This window comes from Pseudomonas sp. JL27(2026) (assembly GCF_056933555.1).
This window is the reverse complement of sequence record NZ_CM167794.1, coordinates 4,373,185-4,393,582: the sequence shown is the minus strand read 5'-3', so window position 1 is coordinate 4,393,582 and position 20,398 is coordinate 4,373,185. Positions and strand designations below refer to the sequence as shown.

The following is a 20,398-nucleotide window of genomic DNA, read 5'->3' as shown; positions in this document are numbered from 1 at the left end:
CAGCACATTTGTGCGGTTCTTTGCAGTACTCTTGCCTCCAGCAGTTTCCCCGACAGAGGGAAACCCCAGAACAGTCGACATCCTGCCCTGCGTGTAAACCATCGATCCGCGGTCCCTTGGGACCCCACCGTGAGGTTTACCATGCGCATCACTTCCCAGCTTATCTGCCAGGCTGCCGACCAACTCAAGGGCTTCGTCGGCCTGAACCGCAAGACCGGCCAGTACATCGTACGTTTCAGCGAAGACTCCTTCGGCATGGACGTGGCCGATGACGGCATCATCCCCACCAGCGAGTTTGTCTGGGCCGCGCAGGACGGCCAGACCATGACCCTCAAGCGTGATCTGATCCAGTTGCTGCTGGATCAGAATATCGACGACCGCATCAACATCACCGAACCCTTGCGGGTGTACATGAATCGGCGGGAAGTGCCGGAGATTGCAGCGATGAGGAGTCTGGTGCAGAGCTGAATGTTCTGCGGTGCGCGTCAGGCGCTCCACACGGGTTATGGCTCAAGCCCGTTCGACCTTGCACTCGTGCGTATGGCCACGAGTGCGAGGTCGAACGTCGGCGTTCACGAATCGCGCTGTGCTCGGGAGGGTGTTTCCAGGCCAGAACCGCCGCTGTCCGGCTGTCCGAGTCACGTGGTCAAGCCTTGGGGGCATCCTTGCGTACAAAATGCTGATGCATCTCGCTTGTCAGGTTTTCGATGCGTTCGGTGAGGGTTTTGGTCATTTCGGTCAGGCGCGTATTTTGCTCAAGCAATGTCATTAGCTGCGCGGTGTTCTGCGCCGCCTGGGCCTGACGTTCGCTGTTGGCAACGGCCAGGGCTTCGCGGTGTTGCGCGTCGGCGTCGGACTGGGCTTTGTCGCGCGCGGCCTGACGGGTTTGCGCCAGTAGAATCAGTGGCGCCGCATAAGCCGATTGCAGGCTGAACGCCAGGTTGAGCAGGATGAACGGGTAAACGTCGAAGTGAGTCACGCCGAACAGGTTGAGGCAGACCCAGATCACCACGATCAGGGTTTGCGCGCCAAGAAAGGTCGGTGTGCCGAAGAACCGTGCAAACGCCTCGGCGCGCAGGGCAAACCGATCATTGCCGAAGGTCGGTGCGAGGTGGGCGTGAGGACGATGAAAGCGCAGGTGATCGACGGGGGCTGCCGGTTCGTTTTCAGGAGTGGTTGAAGTCATGGGGATCTCTGCAACAGGCTGGGACTGAACTTCACTATAGCCCTGCCAGCCTTTGCGCGACGTCGGTTCAGGCGTCGCGTGTGCGGCCCTTCAGCGCGGGGCGCGCTCGTTGGCGAACATACTGACGGCTTGCACCGCGTTGCTCGCGCCGTCACGAATCTGCACGATTACCGTTCCGGCTTTGTCCGCCAGCCTGACCCCTTCGGCGGCACGGTCGCGGGTGCTGTCCATGCTCCTGATGGCATCGCGTGTCTGGCTCTGGATCAGGCCGATCATCGTTGAGATTTCTGCCGTGGAACCACTGGTGCGTGCCGCCAGTTGCCGCACTTCATCGGCCACCACCGCGAAGCCACGTCCTTGTTCACCGGCACGCGCGGCTTCGATGGCGGCATTGAGGGCCAACAGGTTGGTCTGATCGGCAATGGCACAGATGGTGTTGACGATGGCCGTGATCTGCTCAGAGCGTTCGCCGAGTTCGGCGATCAAGGTAGAGGAGCCGTCAATGTTGGCGGCAATTTCGCGCATCTCACTGGCCGTGTTCTGAATCACTTCGGTGCCGTGCTCGGCGACTTTTCGGGTTTCAACCGAGATGTGGTACGCCTGCGTGGCACTGCGGGCGTCCTGTTCATGTTGCTCGACCATCGCGGTCACGTCAGAGGCAAACTTCACCACTTTGCACAGCCGACCGCTGGCGTCGTACACCGGGTTGTAGTTGGCTTCGAGCCACAAGGTACGGCCGTGCTTATCAATGCGCTCGAACTGGCCGTTGAAAAATTCGCCCTGATTGAGTCGGTGCCAGAAGTCCTGGTAAGCATCGCTGTTGGCCAGTTCCGGCTTACAGAACAGCCGGTGATGTTTGCCCTTGAGTTCGCTGAGGCTGTAGCCGAGGCGATTGAGGAAATTCTGATTGGCACTGATCACGCTGCCGTCGAGGTTGAATTCGATCACGGCCATCGCACGGTCAATGGCCTGGAGTTTGGCCTTGGATTCACTCTCCTGTTGCATATTGTCGGTCACGTCGAGTGCGTACTTGACCACTTTCATGACCTTGCCCGACGCATCCTTGATGGGGTTATAACTGGCTTCCAGCCAGACCGGCTGACCACTGCCGCTGACCCGTTCGAAGGTGCCCGAGACGAATTGTCCTTTTTTCAAGTCGTCCCATAGCTGTGTGTAGGCACTGCTGCGGGCAAAATCCGCTGTACAGAACCGGCGGTGGGATTGGCCGATGACCTGTTCGCGCCGAAAACCCATGGCCTTGAGAAAGTTGTCGTTGACGTGCAGCACCGTTCCATTGAGGTCGAATTCGACCACCGCCATCGAACGGTCGATGGCGTGCAGGAGGCTGGCCTGCCGGGCAACGGTGTCTTGCAGGGCTTCGATGGTTTTCTTTTGGCGGTTAAATAGCATGGTCGCGGGTGCTCTGGAGTGGGATAAACGCGGAGTCGGCTCCTGTGCCGCAGGTCGAGGGCAATCATAGCCTTCGACGATGTCTGCTTAGTGCCGGGCAACCCCTGTCTGACAGCTAACGTTCGGGGAACAAGTTCTTTATGCGGTGACCGCCAGGGTCGGCCCGGTAAATGGTTCGCTGAGTGCGATGTTGATTTTGTTGCGGCCGGAATTCTTGGCGGTGTACAGCGCCTTATCCGCCTCATTGAGCCAACTGGCGGCGTCCTTGAAGGTAGGCCGGCAGGTGGCCAGGCCTATGCTCAAACTGACTCGCAGCTGCGGCACGTCCGGGTTGCGATAGTTGCTGAACACGTGACGCAAGCGTTCCATCACGTCCCTGGCCTGTTCGAGGGGCATGTCTGGCAGGATCACGCAGAACTCATCGCCGCCGTAACGCCCGGCCAGGTCGCTTTCGCGCAGGTTGCGCTTGAGCTCGGCACTCAACTTACGCAGTACCGAGTCGCCCACGATGTGCCCGTAGGTGTCATTGATGGCTTTGAAGTGATCAATGTCGATCAGCGCGATGGTCGCTTGAATCTGTTGCTGCTGGCACAGGTGAAACTTGATGTGCAGCAGGTCTTTCCAGGAGCCGTGGTTGAGCAGGCCGGTCAGGCTGTCGGTTCGACTCAACGCACTCAGTGCCCGTTTGTGTTCCGAAAGTTTGATCGCCAGTTGATAACAGACCATGCCCACAGCCAGTGGATATAGCGTGAGCATTGGCAGGCACGCGTACACCTGAATCTGGGTGACCGTGCTCGTAAACGCCGCACCGAACAGCAGCCATGAAAGCAGCACGCCGCCGAACTGGGCGAGGATGCCGCGAATAAAGAGTCGGTAGCCACCCGCAGCGACGTTGTTCATGGCCATCATCGAAATGATCGTGACCGTCGTGAGCGGCGTGAACTGCATGGTCGCGACCCAGAAGCCACCCAACAGCGAATCGTAAAGCAGGTTTCGACGCTCGGCCTGGTAGGGGAAGGTTGCGCGGGTCGACATCTGGTAGGCCACGTGTGGCCAGATAAAACCGTGGAACAGCAACAGTGCCCAAATCCACAGGGGCATTTGCAATGGGAACAGCGCCGCAAACACGCTGATGCAGCCAATACCCAGGCCGATAATCCTTGGCATGTAAATACGTTTGGCAAAGGACAGCCCTTTGCCGCGTTTGTTTTCCATATATCCCTGCACCAAATGGGTTCCGAACACTTCGTTGTGTTTTTTTATCGCCGTTCATCGGATCAATTGCGTGAATATTGTCATTTATTCCACGCGCAATAATCAGTGTCCTTCGAAGCCATTTATTGGGAACAGAGGGATTTAGCCGTCGGGGCGACAGTGCGTTGCAGCACTTTCAGGCAGGTTTCAACAGCCGCAGAGGTTCAGGGCTTGAGCTGGTAGCAGCCCAGGAACATGTCCAGTGCCGACTCGATCACCTGGGCCTGTTGGTCGGCATCAAGGGCGGCCTGGCCCATGGAAACTTGCGGCCAGAACGCAAAGGCTTTGAGCAGCCCCTGCATCTGCTGGGCGGCGAAACCGGGGTCTACGGCCTTGAGTTTTCCGTCGACCTGGGCGGCGCGAATCCAGAGGGCGAGGCCTTCTTCACGTTCGCCCAATCGGGCGACCATATCCTGGGCGCGTTCCGGTGAGTGGATCGTGGCGGCAATAGCAACGCGGGCCAGGTCGAGAAAGTTGTCGTCTGCCAGCATCTGTAGCTTGGCCAGCAGCACCTGTTGAAGCTGCTCGCGCAGCGGCAGGTCACTGCGGTAGGTGCTTTCCTGCTGGGCGGTGATGCTGCACCAGAGTTTGTTGAGGATCTCGGCGAACAACTCTTCCTTGCTGGGAAAGTGGTTGTAGACCGTGCGCTTGGACACACCCGCGGTCGCCGCAATCTTGTCCATGCTGGCAACGTCGAAGCCGCAGGCGCGGAATTCAGTGATTGCCGCCTGGACAATGGCGTGGCGTTTGCGGTCGGTCAGGCGCTGTGGAGCTGTCATAAATAGGCTTCGGTAAAGTGGGCAGGAATTACACTCGGAAGTTTACTTGTTCGAGGATTTGTTGCAATCTCGGAACTACACTGTGCAGTGTAGTTGTTCGGTGCTCAAAAAATATGTTCCCGGCTGATGCGTGCGTGCCTTGGCCATTTATTGTCCCGATAACAAAGCCGCGACCTCAGCGGTTTTGCTGGAGCCTCTCAATCATGGCCACTTACTTGACCGGCGCTGATCGCGCCCCAGAGCTTGAATCGTCCCGACAGGAGCAAGGGCATTTTCGTAATCATGCCGCCGTTCGGCGAGAGGGACTGGGCAAGACCCTGCGAATTTTCTGGAATATGATCTTCCACAAACCGCGTAGCACCCGGCCGAGCGGGGTGATTCCGGTTCAGGCGCTGACTCGTGAGCAACTGTTGGCGGCGGCTGATGGCAGCGTGTTTCGCCTGGGCCATTCCACGGTGTTGCTAAAGTTGCGTAACACGTTCTGGCTGACCGATCCGGTCTTCGCTGAGCGTGCGTCGCCGGTGCAGTGGGCCGGGCCCAAACGTTTCCATCAGCCGCCGATCAGCCTGGAGGCATTGCCGCCCATCGAGGCGGTGATTCTGTCCCACGATCATTACGATCACCTGGACCACGAGTCCATTCTCAAACTTGCCGACAAGACCCGTTTTTTCCTCGCGCCGCTAGGTGTCGGCGATACCTTGATCAAGTGGGGAGTGGATGCTGGCAAGGTTCGGCAACTCGACTGGTGGCAAGGCACCGAGGTGGAGGGCATTCGTTTCATCGCCACGCCGTCGCAGCACTTTTCCGGCCGGGGTCTGTTCGATGGCAACAGCACGTTGTGGGCCTCCTGGGTGATGATTGATGGAGACAGGCGAATCTTTTTCAGCGGTGATACCGGCTATTTCGATGGCTTCAAGCGGATCGGCGAGCGCTATGGCCCCTTTGACCTGACGCTCATGGAAACAGGCGCCTACAACGTCGACTGGCCTCATGTTCACATGCAACCGGAACAGACCCTGCAAGCGCACATCGACCTGAAAGGGCACTGGTTGCTGCCGATCCATAACGGTACGTTCGACCTGGCGATGCATGCCTGGCATGAACCGTTCGACCGCATCCTGGCGTTGGCCTGGGAGCGAAATGTTTCCATCACCACGCCACAGATGGGAGAGGCGTTCAACCTGATGCAACCTCTGCGTGGTGGTGCCTGGTGGTTCGACGTCGAGCAGGAGGTGTCCGTAGGGCATCAGAGCGTTGGGTAATACGACTACAGAGTCAGTTGAATAATCATGCACGGTGGATCGGCATGTGATGACGGACGTTTCCTGCACGTTCTATAGGCTGAAAAACGGGATGAATTGAGTCATCCGTTATCAGCCAAGACTAGGATGTCGTCATATGGATACAACGTTAAAGGGCCGCATAAACCGGCTAGCTCAGATCGTTCTGCTGTCGATTACAGGTTCTGCTTATGCCGATACACCATCGCCGCCTATGGGGCTGGAGTACTTCAGCGTCAGTACCCTCAAGGAAAAAATGGCCAGTAATCAACTCAGTTCGGTAGAGCTGGTGCACTTCTTTCGAAACCGCATCGATGCACTGGACAGGCTGGGGCCGGCGATCAATGCGATCATCGAACTCAACCCGGATGCACTGACCATTGCCGCGGAGCGAGATGCGGAGCGCCGGCAAGGCCGTATTCGGGGGCCTCTGCATGGTGTCCCAGTATTGTTAAAAGACAATATCGACACCGCCGATCAGATGCAGACCAGCGCAGGTTCGCTGGCTTTGCTCGGTGAGCCAGCTGCGAACGATGCATTTATCGTGCGACAGCTCAGAGCATCCGGAGCAGTCATTCTGGGGAAAACCAATCTCAGTGAGTGGGCGTACTTTAGAGACCCGGTAATCCCAAGTGGCTGGAGTGGCAGAGGTGGGCAGACGAAAAATCCGCATGTGCTGAGTGGTGATCCCTGCGGGTCCAGTTCCGGCTCGGCGGCAGGTGTCGCGGCAGGTTTTGCGCCGCTGGCGGTGGGAACGGAGACCGTTGGTTCGATCATCTGTCCGGCGTCGATGAATGGTGTGGTGGGTCTCAAACCAACGGTGGGGCTGCTGAGCCGCAGCGGTGTTATCCCGGTCACTCAAAAACTCGATACGCCCGGTCCAATGGCGCGGAGTGTTGAGGATGCGGCGCAGTTGTTGAATGCCATGGCTGGCAATGATCCGGCAGACCCGGCGACCCAGCCGCCCACGGTTATTGGCAGGGACTACACCACGCTGCTGGCCTACGACGCCTTGAGGGGACAGCGCATTGGTTACCCAGCCACATTTGAGCCCGCGCAGGGCGACCCGCAGTTTTTCGAGGCTCTGCAAGTCATGCGGACCGCGGGCGCTACGCTGATCCCGGTAGAGATCGCTGACCCTCATTCGCAACGTGTGGACGAGGGGTTGTGGATGGGCATCAAACGAGATCTCTCCGGCTATCTGGAAAACCGCGCGGGGGTTGCCGTGAGCAGCCTTCAGGACTTGCTTGCCTTCAATGAGACAAACCCTGGTCCAGAGCGGTACGGACAGCTCACGTTGAGTGAGGCCAATGCCGTTGTCTTTGACGAAACTGCCTACAACGAGGTCTGGCGAACCATCCAGGACGAGAATGGTGCTGTCATCGAGAACCTGCTGGCAGAACACAGCCTGGACGCGTTGGTGTCCGATGTAGCATCGCCTGCGATGAACATTGTGCCGTTGGCGGGTTATCCTGGGATCATGGTGCCCTCTGGCATGGGCGATGATGGTTTGCCTACCTCTGTTTTTTTCTTCGGCGCGCGCTGGGATGAAGCCCGTCTTCTGGCGCTGGCTTACAGCTATGAACACGCGTCTCAGGCGCGAAGGTTTCCAGACTTCAAGCCTGAGTAACTACCCTGCATGAACCTGTGGGTCAAGGCTGACAGGTTCACGAACATCAGCCATTGGCATGAGCCCGATTCCTTCGTTATGACGCGCCTCTCTTGGGCTCACTCGATCATGGCGTAATCAGCTCGTTCAAGAGGGCTGGGTGTGGAGCCTCGGACGTTCATGCCTCTACCCGGCGCAAAGCCCGGAAAGAACACCAGCCCCTCGGCCTCAAGCCGAAACGCGAGGGCCAGGCGGGTGACATCGAGTAAATCGCCTCCTGCTTCAAATCGCGCAATGGCCTTCACTGAAACGCCCGACTCTTCGGAAAAGCGTTCCAGGCTCCAGCCCAGCAGCTCACGGGCCTGTGCACTGTGAGTGGAGGTGAATTGAAAAAGGGCGATACGTTCCAGGGTGATTTTCATCGCGAGAGAGGCCATGGTTTTCTCCGGGCTCGAGAGTGGAAATTCAAATTACTGTGTTTTTGTACAGTTGTTTTGTGCCCGGATCAAACTCATTTTTTGATTGGTTCGGCAGGGTTTCTGTCTGGTAGGTTGTCAGTGCATCCACAGGGGTATCACGACCCAATACTTCAGGGCGGGCTTCACTTGGCTGGCGCAGCAACTTCCGTGCGCGGCTTGTCGATTCCCGTCATCAACCTCGTCATAATCCGCCACCGTTTCCACTCAAGGACTGTTCAATGTTCAAAGGATTGTTGCGTCTGGTGTGCTCGGTTGCACTGTTGTTCAGCGTGTTGTCGAGTGCGGCGTTTGGCGAGGGTGACCGTGTGTTCACTGGTACCCTGGGCAAGATGCCGATTGTGCTGGAGATGAATTTGAGTGCGCCGAGCAATGTCAGCGGTCGCTATCTCTACCAAAAGTATCACCGCGATATTCCGGTCTCGGGCACGCTTGATGGCCAGACACTGGTACTCAACGAGGGCGAAGAACGCTACGGTGAAAACACGCCGCGAGCGCAGCTACGCCTGCAAGAAACCCCCAACGGCTGGCAAGGCGAGTGGCGCAACCCCAAAGGTAAAACCCTCAAAGTCAGCCTGGTCAACGCCCATTTTCCTCCCGTACCTGCGGACGCCGTGCCTTACATCGCCTCGCTGCGTAACACCGCGCCCTACGACTATTTACGCTTGCAAGGCCTGACACTCAAACCGGGCAAAAAACAGGATTTCATGGGCTATACGCTGCAATGGTGGTCTGAGCCTGAGTCGAAGATCTCACTGTTCGAGATCGTTTCAGGGTATTCGCCTCAGGAGCGAAAACGGCTGAATCAGCAACTGATGGGGCGGTTGTGGCAGGAGGTGACGAGTTATCACGATTGCCTGTTGGGCAGCGCTCAATGGGCGTATGTCAATTTGGTTGCTCAGCCGCAGTTGCTGACCCCCAGCGTCGTCAGCATCAACCTCAGCATGGAATACAGTTGCGGTGGCCAGCACCCGGACTACAGCGAAAAGCCACTTAACCTGGATGCCAAGACAGGCAAAGTCTTGACCCTGGAAGACGTGCTTTGGGTAGGGCAGGGTAAACCGCTGCATTACGAGGCGAGTATTGGCGACGCCGATGAACAAGGCCCGGAGTTACGCGAGGCTTATTCCACGTATCGTCAGCAAGCATTCGCGCCCTGGTTGATCCAGCAGTTCACAACCCTGCATCCGACAGAGATGCAGGCGGCCGGTACAGACGATGGCATGTGTGTCTATGCCAATGCAGAACCTTGGCAGTACGCGTCCTGGTACTTCACTGTGCAAGGTATTTACCTGAACCCTTACTTTCCCCATGCCCTCGCACCGTGCAGCGGCACTGAATGGAGCGTCCTGCCTTATAACCTCATCAAGCAGCATCCGGGCGGTGTGAAACTGCAATTGCCTTGAGTGGGTCAGTCAGCGCGAGGCGCGCAGGTCACTGCACCTCCAGCCCTGGCACTTCACGGATGATGAAGTGATCCAGGTTCTCGATATCCCCACTGAACACCCCGAACGTCTGTTCGGGATTCTTCTTGCTTGGCACCTGTTTCAACTCGGGTGTCACGCCATAGAAGAAACAATAGAGTTCCCGCTCGCTACCAATGGCGCTTTTGATCTCTTCCAGGAACGCTTTGCGCTTGCGGTAGTTCTCGATCAGGTTTTTGCTCAGGTAGACATTGACTGAGTAAGGCTTCTTGTCGAGCCAGACCTTCCTCTCGAAATCAATGCGGAAGCTGGTTTTGTAATCCTTGATCTCTTTGATCTTGCCCCAGTAAATCAACCCCTTGTTGTCTTGCAGGTATTCGATTTTCTTGAAGAACGAACCGTAAGATGCCGTGTGCTCGCCGATCTTCAGTGGCATGCGCTTGAGCAAGTCCTTGTTGTCGAAATTCGACACGAAGCATTCCACCGGGTGGGCAAAGACGCAGGTTGTGTCCGGTGCCGATTCGCGGGGCGGGGCCTCAACGATTGTGGTTGCTGTTGCAGGTTTTGGTTCTTCCCGAGGTGCATCAACCTGCGGGGCCGGGGTAGGCGGCTTGCGCACATACTCACGCCGGGTCAGCAAAAACTCCGACGGGAAATGCTCCTCTGGTCCGCCATCCGCTTCTGTGCCCCCTGGCGCCGCAGCCCTGAGGCTGACATAAGGGCAGCCCTCGACATGCCGGGTGCCGGGCAGGTTCTTGAAGTGCGGTGTACGCACATAGTTGACGTTCTTGGCATTGAAGGTGCCCAGCCCGTTGGTTTCATCGAAGGCTGCCCGGCAATCATCGTTGGGGCACTGGAAACGTTCCTTGGCCGAATCGAAGTCCATGGTTTCGTCGAAGTTCAGATCGCGCACGTCATAGATCGACAGTTTGTCGTCGAGGCTGATGCAGTAGGCGGTGTCGAATTTCATAAACGCTCGGGTCCTTGAGAGTTGGGTGGCGTATTAATAGCCGGTGACGCGCTCTGGCGCACGCACTCATTCACGTTCGTCGCTTGATCACACCCCAGCGTTGGACAAGTGTCCAGAGCCTGACTAGCGTTGTGGGACGGGTCGTGTGAGGTGCCGTTCTTGCCGTTCACCGCGTGTACAAGGAGGTCAGGGTGTTTGGATCGGTCGTCCTGGACGCGATTATCGGAATGCTGGCGCTTTTCACAGTGCTGGGCATCTGCGTCACCACACTCACCGAGATCGTTCTGTCGTTCTTTCAGAAAGTCAGGGCGCGTTATCTGTACGAAGCACTTGAGTTGCTGTTTGTCGGCAAGTTGAAAACGCTGGGCACCCACGACGCTGAGTTCCTGCAACAGGTGCTCGATCACCCGGTGATCAAGGCCATGGCCCCCCCTGGTCAGCGCCCCAGCTACCTGGACCCGGCCATGCTGGCGCAGGTCGTGATTAATCTGCTCTTGCACAAGGACGACATTGCTACCCTCGACATTCCTCTTGAAGAACTCAATGCGGCCTTGGCCAAGGGCATTGCGCAGATCCCCTCCGAGCACCTGCGCCGCGCGCTCTCAAGCCTGCTGGCCGCCGCCCAGGCCAAGGTCACCACGACTCAGGACTTGCTCTGCGCGTTCAAAACCCGGCTGGAGCGCTGGATCAACGCGGTCATGGACCGCGCCGAAGGCTGGACGCGGCGCCATGCCAAGGCCGTGTCACTGGGGTGTTCACTGCTGTTGTGTCTTGCCCTCAACGTCAACGGTTTCGACCTCATGAAAGGCATGGTGCGAGGCGATGCCTTGCACGAGGTGAGCATGAAGATGGCCGCGGACCTGGTGAAAAACGGTCCGGGACTGAATCAGGGGCAAGCCTGCGCCGACAATAGCGACAAGTCCCAATGTCAATTCAACGCAGCCTTGAACAGTTTGCAGGCGTTGCCTCAAGGCGCCATCGGCTGGAACACCCTGCCGATGTTCTTGCAGAAGGATCAGCTCAACAGGCCAGCGTGGTTTCTGTATTGGTTGTTTGGGGTCATGGCGGCGGCGCTGGCCGCCTCGTTGGGCGGCGACTACTGGTTCAAGATGCTGAGCCAGGTCATTCGCTTGACGGGCAGTAAAACACCACCGGACCCCAAGCCATGAGGTGCTGCTTCCCCATCCCGTCCCGTCAACCACCGTTAGCTCTTGCATAGGCCTCTTGGGCCATGGAGGCAAACATGTCCAACAATTGGCCTGCCGATATCAAGCACGTCGTTGTGCTGATGATGGAAAACCGTTCGTTCGATCATTTGCTGGGCGACTATAGAAACAAGGTCGACAGGGCCTGCGAAGGCATCGGTTCGGTGCCCACACCCAGCAACTCGGTGACGCTGGCCAGCGGCGGAACCGTTGTAATCACCCAGCAGCAAGAGAGCCCCGACGGCTTCAGTTTATGGGCGCCACCACCGCCGCCACTCCCGGCCAAACCCGCCAAGAACAGTGAAGGCTTCGACCTGGGCCACGAGTTCGACGACGTAGTGATACAGCTGGACGTGACCGGCGTTGACAGCCTCACCGCACCATTGATGAACGGCTTTGCGCAAAACGCCTACACCAAGGCGCGCACAGACCTGAAAACCTACAAGACCTACGCCCAATCCATGGCCCAGCGGGCGATGAACTACATCCCTTTCGGCGAGACGCCTGAGGGGGATCCGTTGCCGGCGATTCAGGGGTTGGCCCGTCATTACACGGTATGCGATCGCTGGTTTTCCTCGGTGCCGGGGCCGACCTGGCCGAACCGTTTTTTTGCCATGCTCGGCAGTTGCAACGGGCATCTGCTGATGCCCGATGTCAAAAACAAAACCGTGGTTTCCGGGATCAAAAGCCTGATTGCCCAGTTCACCAGCGAGAGTATTTTCTCGCTGCTCAGAAGCCACGGCCACGATGTGCGGATCTACTCCGACGGCGCCATTCCACTGGCTGCGCTGGTCAGGGGAGGGCGACAACACTCCCGCATCAAGGACTTCAAACAGGACGTTCACGATCAGACTCTGCCGGCGCTGTCCTGGATCGAGCCTAGCTACGGCTTGCTCAACGGGACCCTGGGGCCAAACGTGTCCCATCATCCACCGGAGGACATTCGCTTTGGCGATCAGTTTGTCGGTGATGTGTTCAATGCGTTGTCCGCCAACAAAGCGGTGTGGGACAAGACTCTGTTCGTGTTGCTCTATGACGAGCATGGCGGTTTCCACGATCACGTTGTGCCACCGGCCGCGGTGCAAACCGACACGACATCGGATGTGCACTGGCCTAATCCATTTACCCTGTTGGGCGTTCGCGTACCGGCGATCTTTGCTTCGCCCTGGCTCAAGCCCGGGCTGGTGCCTTGGGCATCAAGCTCTATCAACCAGCAACATTACGACCACACCAGCCTGCTGGCTTTTCTCTGCGACCACTTTAACGTGCCGCGCAGTGCCCTTGGCCCACGGGTGGTGGCGGCCCAGCACTTCGGCAACGCGCCTATCTGGCGGAACGCGCCACTCACGGCCCCGATACAACTCGACGCCACTGCCGTACCTTCGCGTGATGGACTGCCGTTGATGGAGTCCGGGCTGGCCACCCTCAGTCGGCAAGTGGTGGACACGGCCACAGGCTACCTCAATGGCCTGGACCCGGTGCAGATCTGGCAAAACAGTGCTCACAACGTCAGCGCCTTCCTGGCTGAGCACATGCGAGGTCTCGCGGCGCCCGCCGATGCCGTGACGCTTGCAGCCCCTGGCGAGGACAACCTCGAAGCCAAACTGCGCAACCTGCAAGACCTGATGGACACGGCCTATCCGTTGCCGGCCGCCACCACGTTGCCGAGAGCGACGAGGGCCTTGTTGGCTGCCCCTGAGCAAGCCGCTACACGCCTGAAAGTGCTGTGCTTGCCCGGCGTGGGCTATACGCAGACATTCAATGAGCAGGGCGGTACGGACGCGAATTGGCAGGAGCAATGGCGTTCGCTGATTCGCAGTCAGTTGGCACAGAACGGTCGTAATGTTGAAGGTGACGACATCGAGTTTCTGTCCTTCGATGATCAGCTCAAGGGGGGACCAGACTTCGCCCAGATCACCCGTGGTCTTGCGATTTTGCGCGCAGACGCCACCGACAAGGACGATCAGGCCTTCGGCAGTTGGGGCTTGCCGGTCAATCAGATGCTGCGCGCCACGGTTGGCGCCACCGTGCAGTGGATCGAAGACCCCGACTTGCGCACCGATCTGGTCCAGCATTTGTTGGAAAAAATCGATGAGTTCGACCCACAGATCATCTTTGCCCAAGGGCTGGGTAGCCTCATCGGTTATGACGCCTTGCGTCGTTCGGTGGCTAAAAAAGGCTCGGCGCTCAAGCGCATCGACGGTCGGGTGTTCGTCAGCTTTGGCTCACCCATCGCGCTGCCGTTGGTGATGCGCGAAGTGTGGGGCGGGCGCGTCATGCGCTTGAACGATAACGGCCGGGGCATCCGCCGCTGGTTCCACTTGTACAACCCCAACGACGGCTTGCTGACCCGGCCGATCACCTCGCCGGACTCGGCGCGTATCGACCTGCAAACCGAGTTCACTGTGCCGCTGCGTGATGACCTGCTGGACCTCAATCATGCGGCCCAGGCCTACTTGTCGTCGCCCACCAGCCAGACCGGCCTCTGGCCACAACTGGCCCGTGACGTGGTGGCGGCGCGGATTCTTGAAGTCCCGGCGTTCCTGTCCCGCACCGGTCAACGCAAACGCCGTGCACTGGTGGTGGGCATCAATGATTACCCGGATCCGGGCGCGCGCCTGGAGGGTTGCATCAACGACACCTACCTCATCAGCCGCATGCTTCAGGAAAGCGGCTACGACGCCGGGGACATACGCCTGCTGCACAATGACCGAGCGACGCGGGCAAACTTCGTCGAACGTCTGGAGTGGTTGGTGGATGGCGCCAGAGCGGGTGATGAACGGGTGCTGTTCTATTCTGGCCACGGCACCCAACTGCCAGCCTACGGCGCAAGCCAGGAAGCTGACCACATGGACGAAACCCTGGTGCTCTACGACTTTGACTGGGATGACGAAAACACCCACTTCACCGACAAACTGTTCCGACAGTTCTACAGCCACTTGCCCTTCGACCCGGACGGCCACGGCGCCAAACTTACCGTCATGCTCGACTGCTGCAACGCCGGTGGCATGACCCGCGGCGCGGGCCGCGTGCGCGGCATCACCCCACCCAGCGACATCCGCCACCGTCTGCTGCGTTGGGACCCTTATGCCGGCGACTGGGACCGCCGCCCTTACGCCGCCGACAGCGACGGCCGCGACTTCAGCGCCCAAGCCGACCACAGCAAACCCCAGGCACTCACCCGAACCCGCCGCACCCAAGGCGCCTGCATCGGCCTACGCCCCGACAGCTCTGCCCAACTGCAGCGCCAAGGCAAACTCTACGGCCACCACGGCCCGTACATGCCCTTGATGCTCTACGCTGCACGGGAAAACGAAAAAGCCAGCGAATACCAGGTCGGCGCCAATAGCTATGGCGCGTTCACCTACGCCATGGTCGAACAACTGCGCAAACTGCAACAGGAGGAGGCGAAGCTGGGTTTTGACGAACTGATCAAACGAATTGGCGGCGTACTGAACGCCCGGTCACTGGGCCAAACCCCAGAAATCGTCGGGCCGAGCGGGGTGAGGGAAGCGGTGTGCCCATGGCGGATCAGTGGGTTGGGGAAATGACCTCGTAACCCTTGCGACAGCCAAAGAAAAGGGCCGCAGGATATTCCTGCGGCCCTATGTTTTACCTTCCTGAGAGACCGAGTCGCTGCCTTCGCGAGCAAGCCCGCTCCCACACTGGATCGCAGTCGTACACAAATAATATGTCCACTGAGAATCTAATGTGGGAGCGGGCTTGCTCGCGAAGGCGTCAGTGAATGGACCACATAAATAAAATCCGCCACCTGAACTTCAGGCAGCGGATTTCTTCATTTCAGCAACGAACAATCAAAACCCTCGCAGCACCCGTGACGCCTTTCGCCACCAGGATTGACGTTGATTGAACGGATCATGCACCAGCACACAAGGCATATCCCGCAACCGAATCCACGGCTCATCCTGCCAGTGCAGCATGCAAAGCGACATCTTCGGCCAGTCCAGCACGCTCAAGGTCGGCCGCTCGACCGCCCGCGAAGAGCGCGCATCACGCAACGTAGGCACCACCTGATGCGTCAGCCATTCGCGTAGCAGTCGATAATCCGGGCAGTAGTGATAAACCAACAGAGCGTACACACCTGACTCGCTCAACATCAGTCGCTCTTCCGCTGCGCCGTGGGCGTACACCAGCATCATTTGCCACTGGTCTGCATCGAGCTTGCGCGACATACGCTCGTCAAGGTACTTGCCCATCAAACGCCCCAGATCATGAGCACAGAATCAGGCTTGGTTCTCCACAAGGAGGGCATGACGGTGGATGTTGTGACGGGTGGGGATGAGAGGTTAAGACATGACGGGCCTCCAGATCTGAAAGCGTCGGGAGGAGTACGTGAATACGGTGGTTCACCTTCATCGTGAAGGTTAGATGCTTAGGCATATCCGTTACCTCTGGCTGCTTTCTTAGGGCATTCGTTATGGGTGTCGGGAGCTAAGAAACCCACCAGAGACGGGCCGGACATATTCCCCTTTCGGGTCTTGTATTCGCCCACTCCCGACATAACGGGGATTTTTTCACAGGCGTCGAAAAACCGCTGGCGAAAAAATGCCGCATGGCTGTCGGGTGCGGAGGACCGCTCTGGTTGAGGCGTTTCTTAGGCGCCGAATTGAGAGCCTATGGGGTCAACGCAACACGGTCAACCCCTCAAAATCGTTCATCATTTTTCAGCCAGAAAATGTGTAGGTCCTAAGCATCCAAGCCCAGCGCTTTGTGGATTTCATCGCGTAAGAACTCTCTGTTTTTTGTGTGGCATTCCCAGATGATCACCACGCGCCATCCGAGCGCTAGCAAGGCTTGTTGAGCATCCAGATCTCTTTCAACATTTCTTGCTAGTTTTGGCAGCCAAAATTCAAGTCTGCTTTTGGGCGTGTATGCATATTTGCAGTCGGGATGTCGGTGCCAAAAGCAGCCGTGAACGAATACGCACAATCGATGCTTGGGGAACACCAAATCAGGTGTTCCCGGCAGATCCTTCCTATGCAGACGATAGCGAAGCCCCATCTCATGACACACCGATCGCACGACCATTTCCGGCTTCGTGTTTTTCCCCTTGATCATCGACATGATCCTGGAGCGATGTTCTGGGGTGACTATGTCTGCACTCATTCAAGTCTCGCTTAACGGAAAACTCGCCTTCAGCCATGTCAGGACGGCAACGCTGTCGTGCAACCCTGTTTCGCGAAGAAGCTCAACAATGTCCTTGCCTGCGAGAATCATCACAGGATGGCCATCTTCAACGATTTCTTTATAGGCTTGGTCGTGAAGCCATGATGTCGTGATTATCACCCCGAATTGTCGATGCCGCAGGCGAGAGATCAGCCTCGAGACCTCCCGCACACCTACAGAGTTGTTCGTGCCATAACACTTGGCCTCGATTGCGAAATCCACAAGGACTGAAGTCTCAGGCCTTCCTATTCTTAGTTTGCCAATACCATCGCGACCGCCATCTCGATAACGCCTCGTCAAGTCAAGGTCGACTGTGTCTGGTAGACACACCCTTACCAAATGAGCGGCACAGGCTTCAAATGCATAAGGATCTGACTCAAAGTGTTTGTGCAGGATGGCGAGCATCTTTATGTCCTCTTTCGAGGATGGAAGCTGATCCTTTTTTGAACGTATAGGCTGTGAGCGCTTGGCTATGAGAGGAGTGTATTGACCAGATTTGATCCACTTTAGCCACTCCAACGGCGCATGCTCGCTATCACTTGCTCGAGTCCCATTGATGATGTCTGTCAGCCAAACTCTCGGTATTTCTGGTAAATCGAGGATGGTGAATGTGGCTCTGTAGTTCTGAAAGCGTTGACCTTTGCTCGTGTGCCAGACAGCTACCAAATCATCGTTGTGAGTGCTTCCTATTCGGCCGGGTACTGCCAAGCCTCTGAAAATCACATCACGATAGACTCCGGCTTTGGTGAAAACAAAAATTGGGGGTATTTCGGCCCGTAAACCAGAATGCTGGCGCTCAAAAATTAGCTCCAAAAGGTTGTTGCCATACCGGTTGGTTTCGTCCAATTTACGCCCCGGCTTCTTGTTATCACCGTAATAGGTGAACACGCCTGTGGATAGGTCCAGTTCATCGGGCCAGTCAAGATCCTCCATGCTCGATAACAGCGCTATCAGGCGCGGATCATCACGCTTTCCTCTGATTCTGAAGCCACCTTGGTTGCTGAGGTTCAGTAGCTTCGTCAGAGGATCGTCACTGGAATTGCCATTTCGGCTTCCAGAATAGCGAGCGTCAATCATCAAATCTGAGCTTGACAGCTCGTCAACAGAGTAAACCAGGTTGTCTGTCATAGTGGTGTCCTAATGCCATCAGAGTTGAATGGTGCCGGGAACCTGGTAACCTGGCTAGAAGATTAATTTAAAGGCTTTGAAATGGATCAGATTCGTACGTTTGACATGTTCTGTGGCGCGGGGGGCAGCAGCCTTGGCGCGCGCGAGGGCGGTGCCAAAATCGTTGGTGGTGTTGATCTGTGGGGGCCGGCAGTTGAGTCCTTCAAACTAAATTTTCCTGAAGCGCATGTATTTCAAGAAGATTTGCGAATTTTGACGCCAGAGAGAGTTTTGGAAAAAACTGGGCCAATAGATCTTTTAATCTCATCACCTGAGTGCACTCATCACACTTGCGCTAGAGGGAGTAAACCACGATCTGAGGAAAGTAAGGATACAGCCTTTCAGGTAATTCGATATGCTGAGGTTATGAAGCCTCGATGGATTACATTGGAAAATGTAGTCCATATGAAGCCGTGGGGAAGGTATAAAGAATTAATGGCGGAGTTAATTCGTCTGAAATATAACGTTCGAGAACAAGTTATAGATGCCTCCGGATTTGGCGTTGCCCAGCGGAGACGTAGGCTTTTCATGATTGCTGATTTGATGGAAATGCCTAGTCAGATTTCACCGTTAAATACCCTATACAAGAATGTATGGGATATTTTGGATGATAGTGGTAGGTATAAAATGTCACCCCTACGAAGGGCGAATCGTGCCAAAGAAACACTAGCGCGTGCTGAGCGCGCAATAGCGGAGTTAGGAACTAATAAGCCGTTTTTAATTGTGTACTACGGTACGGATGGCGGAGGTGGCTGGCAGCGTATGGACGCCCCATTGAGAACAATTACGACGGTAGATCGATTTGCATACGTTAAACCTACTCCAGAAGGGCATATGATGCGTATGCTTCAACCTGAGGAGTTGCGTAAGGCGATGGGCTTTCCTAATGATTATATTTTCCCAAACGTTACTAGACGCGAGAAAGTAAAACTTATGGGAAATGCAGTTTGCTCTCCCGTAATGGAATCTATTGTACAAGGGTTGAGTTCAGCGAAAAAATGTAAAAATGCTGCTTAAAAAAAGGCCTCCCATGGGGGAGGCCAATTTTATCGAATCTCAACTATCCCCGGTCGAGTAGTCTGTCTGATTAGCCAACTATTAATATCTGAAAGAATTTGTTCTCTTAAACGACCCAAAACATGGCGTGTTAGGTGTTCGTTGGGGAAGGAACTGCTCAGCGAAAATGTAAGTTTGGAATTGAACACAAAGTGATAGTGCTCGTCTCTTTTGTTTATCATCTCTGGGAGTTTTATTAAGTATTCGCCAAGGAGCTTGTTGGTCCTGTCTTGTCCATTGATGTGATTGCAAAAATGAGAGTGTTCTTTCGGTATTTTAATGCCGACTAAATATTTACTCCAGGGTGACTTGTTTTGCGCGTGGTCACATGGAGGTGTTATATCGAGAGCAATAAGAGAACAAGCAGCGGTAACAGCCTCTTTTTGACGGTTCTCAGTTCGCAGAAACTGCAGAAAGTTGCAGCGTAAAAATTTTCCAAACTCTCCTGCGGTAATATCACCACTTGGTAAAATTTGATAATGCTCGGAAATATCTATCACGCTGCCGGGGGGGAGTGGTGATCCAACGGCTATTTCTTCAAAATGTATGATTCTATTTGTTTTTGCCTTCCAATTTTCCAGTCTTGTATGCCGCTCCGCATCTACGGTATTGAAATTCTCAAGGCCATCAATTGTTGCCCCTATTTTATCTCGTAGAATCGACGAAAGTACTTCTTTAATTCCCTTTTTCATGTTTTCAGGTGCGACGTTTTTTCCTATGTCGGCTAAAGCCATTTCGTATAAAATATTTCCAAGGTCAGGGTCAAAAAACTCACCTGGTTTAATAAAGCTGGTAATTTCTGAAATGGTTTCCGATATAGCTCGAAAGACTTCAGTCTCCCAAGATAGTAAGGATTTGGTTGCAGGAAATGCGTTTGATTTTTCAAAAATATGTATAGTAAGTTCGTCTATTTCAGAGGGGGCAATGGTTTCGATTTTTTTTACTTCGCTGTGAATGCCATGCGATGTAAAATTTGGTTTTGTGTCAAGTGAAACATAAGTGTATGGCGCTTGTGTTGGCTTTAGGTTTTCTCTCAAATGATTGAACATTTCTTCGGCTTTGCTTGTACCAAAACCGCTTTCTGCTCCAGCCCATGTGGACCAAGTCACCAAAAGCCATGGCCCATTATTCTCGGAAATTACGGATTCAATAGTTGCAACTGCGGCTTCGTAGTCATTTCTTCCTGGCTCACCAGCTGAGATTAATGCTAAATCTTGAAAGATGACTCTTATGCCATTTAGCTTTGCAGGATTTTGAGCTATGCGGTCTGCAAGAAGTTTTTCGTCAAACTGAAAAAAATAACAAGGGGTTAAACTTTTAAGCAGAATCGTACAGATCAGCATTCCGTCGTCATACTTATCATCGATAACTAACGCGTGCCCCATAGCAGACATC

At 55.7% G+C, this 20,398-nt stretch carries 16 protein-coding genes and 2 pseudogenes; 7 read left to right on the top strand and 11 right to left on the bottom strand.

What is annotated here, in order from left to right; translation table 11 throughout:
* The first annotated feature begins 141 nt into the window (after positions 1 to 141).
* Positions 142 to 468, top strand: a complete 327-nt coding sequence (locus AC1Z1G_RS19970; RefSeq protein ID WP_347901568.1) for a DUF2025 family protein — start codon at positions 142 to 144, stop codon at positions 466 to 468.
* A gap of 42 nt (positions 469 to 510) precedes the next feature.
* Here AC1Z1G_RS19970 and AC1Z1G_RS19965 read toward each other — a convergent pair.
* The 5 genes and pseudogenes from AC1Z1G_RS19965 to AC1Z1G_RS19945 form a co-directional block, all read right to left on the bottom strand.
* Positions 511 to 622: pseudogene (locus AC1Z1G_RS19965) on the bottom strand (antibiotic biosynthesis monooxygenase); the annotation flags it as partial.
* A 24-nt stretch (positions 623 to 646) separates the two neighbouring features.
* Complete coding sequence (locus AC1Z1G_RS19960; RefSeq protein WP_483622012.1) at positions 647 to 1,186, bottom strand: DUF1003 domain-containing protein; 540 nt, start codon at positions 1,184 to 1,186, stop codon at positions 647 to 649.
* Between the two features lie 90 nt (positions 1,187 to 1,276).
* Complete coding sequence (locus AC1Z1G_RS19955) at positions 1,277 to 2,596, bottom strand: methyl-accepting chemotaxis protein (protein ID WP_483622010.1); 1,320 nt, start codon at positions 2,594 to 2,596, stop codon at positions 1,277 to 1,279.
* Between the two features lie 138 nt (positions 2,597 to 2,734).
* On the bottom strand, positions 2,735 to 3,811 hold the full coding sequence (locus AC1Z1G_RS19950; RefSeq protein WP_483622008.1) for a diguanylate cyclase: 1,077 nt from the start codon (positions 3,809 to 3,811) through the stop codon (positions 2,735 to 2,737).
* A 203-nt stretch (positions 3,812 to 4,014) separates the two neighbouring features.
* Entirely contained in the window at positions 4,015 to 4,629 is a 615-nt protein-coding gene (locus AC1Z1G_RS19945) for a TetR/AcrR family transcriptional regulator (RefSeq protein WP_483622006.1), read from the bottom strand.
* Between the two features lie 203 nt (positions 4,630 to 4,832).
* Between AC1Z1G_RS19945 and AC1Z1G_RS19940 the strand changes: the two genes are divergently transcribed.
* Entirely contained in the window at positions 4,833 to 5,891 is a 1,059-nt protein-coding gene (locus AC1Z1G_RS19940) for an MBL fold metallo-hydrolase (protein WP_483622005.1), read from the top strand.
* Positions 5,892 to 6,027: 136 nt separating this feature from the next.
* Entirely contained in the window at positions 6,028 to 7,539 is a 1,512-nt protein-coding gene (locus AC1Z1G_RS19935; protein WP_483622003.1) for an amidase family protein, read from the top strand.
* A 98-nt stretch (positions 7,540 to 7,637) separates the two neighbouring features.
* Here AC1Z1G_RS19935 and AC1Z1G_RS19930 read toward each other — a convergent pair whose 3' ends face one another.
* Entirely contained in the window at positions 7,638 to 7,955 is a 318-nt protein-coding gene (locus tag AC1Z1G_RS19930) for a helix-turn-helix domain-containing protein (RefSeq protein WP_483622001.1), read from the bottom strand.
* 260 nt (positions 7,956 to 8,215) lie between these two features.
* Between AC1Z1G_RS19930 and AC1Z1G_RS19925 the strand changes: the two genes are divergently transcribed.
* Positions 8,216 to 9,400 (top strand): hypothetical protein, encoded by a 1,185-nt coding sequence (locus tag AC1Z1G_RS19925; RefSeq protein WP_483621999.1) that lies wholly within the window; start codon positions 8,216 to 8,218, stop codon positions 9,398 to 9,400.
* A 28-nt stretch (positions 9,401 to 9,428) separates the two neighbouring features.
* Here AC1Z1G_RS19925 and AC1Z1G_RS19920 read toward each other — a convergent pair whose 3' ends face one another.
* A complete protein-coding gene (locus AC1Z1G_RS19920; RefSeq protein ID WP_483621997.1) occupies positions 9,429 to 10,388 on the bottom strand; it encodes a hypothetical protein in 960 nt (319 codons plus the stop codon).
* A gap of 191 nt (positions 10,389 to 10,579) precedes the next feature.
* On the opposite strand from AC1Z1G_RS19920, the gene AC1Z1G_RS19915 reads away from it, so the two are divergent.
* Positions 10,580 to 11,557 carry a hypothetical protein gene (locus AC1Z1G_RS19915; RefSeq protein ID WP_483621995.1) on the top strand — a complete coding sequence of 326 codons (978 nt, stop codon included), beginning with the start codon at positions 10,580 to 10,582 and terminating at the stop codon, positions 11,555 to 11,557.
* Positions 11,558 to 11,631: 74 nt separating this feature from the next.
* Entirely contained in the window at positions 11,632 to 15,144 is a 3,513-nt protein-coding gene (locus AC1Z1G_RS19910; RefSeq protein ID WP_483621994.1) for an alkaline phosphatase family protein, read from the top strand.
* 264 nt (positions 15,145 to 15,408) lie between these two features.
* Here AC1Z1G_RS19910 and AC1Z1G_RS19905 read toward each other — a convergent pair.
* From AC1Z1G_RS19905 to AC1Z1G_RS19895, 3 genes and pseudogenes are all read right to left on the bottom strand, one after another.
* Positions 15,409 to 15,894, bottom strand: a pseudogene (locus AC1Z1G_RS19905) (BRO-N domain-containing protein).
* A 406-nt stretch (positions 15,895 to 16,300) separates the two neighbouring features.
* Positions 16,301 to 16,720: a very short patch repair endonuclease gene (locus tag AC1Z1G_RS19900; RefSeq protein WP_483621992.1), complete on the bottom strand. Its 420-nt coding sequence runs from the start codon at positions 16,718 to 16,720 to the stop codon at positions 16,301 to 16,303.
* Positions 16,721 to 17,908, bottom strand: coding sequence for a restriction endonuclease (locus AC1Z1G_RS19895; RefSeq protein WP_483621990.1), 1,188 nt, complete (start codon positions 17,906 to 17,908; stop codon positions 16,721 to 16,723).
* Between the two features lie 81 nt (positions 17,909 to 17,989).
* Between AC1Z1G_RS19895 and AC1Z1G_RS19890 the strand changes: the two genes are divergently transcribed.
* Positions 17,990 to 18,964, top strand: a complete 975-nt coding sequence (locus AC1Z1G_RS19890) for a DNA cytosine methyltransferase (RefSeq protein WP_483621988.1) — start codon at positions 17,990 to 17,992, stop codon at positions 18,962 to 18,964.
* 29 nt (positions 18,965 to 18,993) lie between these two features.
* Here the strand turns inward: AC1Z1G_RS19890 and AC1Z1G_RS19885 are convergent, their stop codons facing one another.
* Complete coding sequence (locus AC1Z1G_RS19885; protein WP_483621986.1) at positions 18,994 to 20,397, bottom strand: hypothetical protein; 1,404 nt, start codon at positions 20,395 to 20,397, stop codon at positions 18,994 to 18,996.
* Position 20,398: the final 1 nt, after the last annotated feature.